This window comes from Rhodococcus sp. (in: high G+C Gram-positive bacteria) (assembly GCF_049286785.1).
Classification (GTDB): domain Bacteria; phylum Actinomycetota; class Actinomycetes; order Mycobacteriales; family Mycobacteriaceae; genus Rhodococcus_F.
The window spans coordinates 1-1,644 of sequence record NZ_JBAQEO010000497.1 but is presented as its reverse complement, the minus strand read 5'-3'; the positions used below and the strand labels follow the sequence as shown (position 1 = coordinate 1,644).

Genomic DNA, 1,644 nt, shown 5'->3' with positions numbered 1-1,644 from the left:
GCCGTCGCTACCGGGCAGGTGAAATGCGAGCCCATCGCGAGCGGCACCCGGTTCCAGTGGGACTGGCAGATCACCGTGCCGGGCATCGCCCACCTCGCCGGACCCGTCGTCGGATTCATCGGGCGCCGGCAGGAACGCGCCATCTGGACGGGACTCGAGCACGTCCTCGAAGCCGGGACCGTCACCCCCCTGATCCGCGCCGTAGTACAGACGAACACCGCAAGCGGATCCCCACGCTGCACGGCAAGCCCTACGGGGATTCCGGTGTGCTATCGAAACCGAGCGCTCGATCGCAGCAGCCGGTGTATCACTGGAGTTGACCACGCAGTGTGCAGAGCTCACCGATCGGACAAGTGACCGAGTCGTTGGCGCGGTCGATCCAGACGGCGTTTCCATCCCGGACGTCGGGCTTGAAAAGCAGCAAGGGGCTGCGGCTCGACACGGGCCACAGGACGAACTCGTACCCTGAGAGCCAGTCCTGAACTGCCTCGGCAATCTCGGCCGTCGCGGTCTCAACGTCTGTCTCGTATGGGAGGCCGAATCCGAATCCGCTTGGAATGTCGGCACCGTCGGTCCGGGTCTCGACGGCATTGAGTCCGATCGTCCATGCCGGGATCTCGTCCGTGGTGTCTTCTATTGTCCACATGAGTGAGCTGTACTTGTCGAATTCGCTGAAGCACTGAGTATCCCGGCCGACTGCACGGCACGCCTTGACGAAATGAGTCGGCGCGTCGGTGGCATCGTCGGCATTGAGGTTGAGTCGCCACCTAGGCTTTCGCGGCACCGGTGGTTGAGGCCACGCCTGTGTCGCTTGGTACCGCAGGTCTTTCGGAGCTTCTGCGGCGGATTGCTTCCACTCGAAGTCGATCAGATCGCCGACACTGAGTTCGAAGGCGTCTTTCCTCTCGATTGCGGCGGAGGGTAGCCAACAGCCACCCGGGGTCTGGGACGAATCTATGACACCCGATCTCGATTGAGGGTCCCAATTTCGCACGGTTCCGCGGGTACTCATTTCCCCATCATCCCCGTCCACGGGCCAGCCACTCACGGTTCCCGCAAGCCGAACCACCAGTGGGATCGATCTCCGCTTTCAGCCGGCGGTTCGAAAACGATTGGCGAACCCCGTAAGCGGATCCCTCACCGGTAGCCCAGTCGCCGGAATCAATTGCGTGGTGGCCCATCACGCGATGAGGCAGTCTGGAAGGGTGAGCATCTTCGGTAGGACACGAAGACTGGAGGGTTGGAATAGCCCGCCCGGCGGCTACGGGGCGCAGTTTGACTTGACCGATGCTCCTTGGTGGCTGAGAGCGTGGTTTCACACGCCGTTCATCGATCGCTTCGCCTGTCCCGTAGTCGTCGCACGTGGCTACGGATGGCTGTCGCAGCACGATCCCGCCGCACGTCCTGACCAGCTTGGGCCTGTACCGGCGGGCTGGCGAATTCACCCGCCTGAGTACCAGCCCCCCGGCGAACCGCTGCGCCGACGGGATAATGACTGAGCAGATCCCCGTGCAGGATCCTGCTCCGGACGCGGCGGCGTGCGCAGTATGTGTCATTGGTGGGGCGGCCGTTTCTATGTTGATCGCTGGATGACCGCCTGAGTGCGGTCCACGCAAGCGAGAACGTAGACGCTCGATGCCGACT

Annotated in this window: 1 protein-coding gene; it reads right to left on the bottom strand. The window is 63.1% G+C overall.

Annotated features, from left to right (window positions below; genetic code table 11):
* Positions 1-307 precede the first annotated feature (307 nt).
* Positions 308-646 carry a hypothetical protein gene (locus WAW17_RS17855; RefSeq protein WP_422334270.1) on the bottom strand — a complete coding sequence of 113 codons (339 nt, stop codon included), beginning with the start codon at positions 644-646 and terminating at the stop codon, positions 308-310.
* Positions 647-1,644 lie beyond the last annotated feature (998 nt).

What these genes read in the sequence shown, in the direction of transcription:
- WAW17_RS17855 (WP_422334270.1), bottom strand. Translation starts at nt 646, where the DNA reads ATGTGGACAATAGAAGACACCACGGACGAGATCCCGGCATGGACGATC.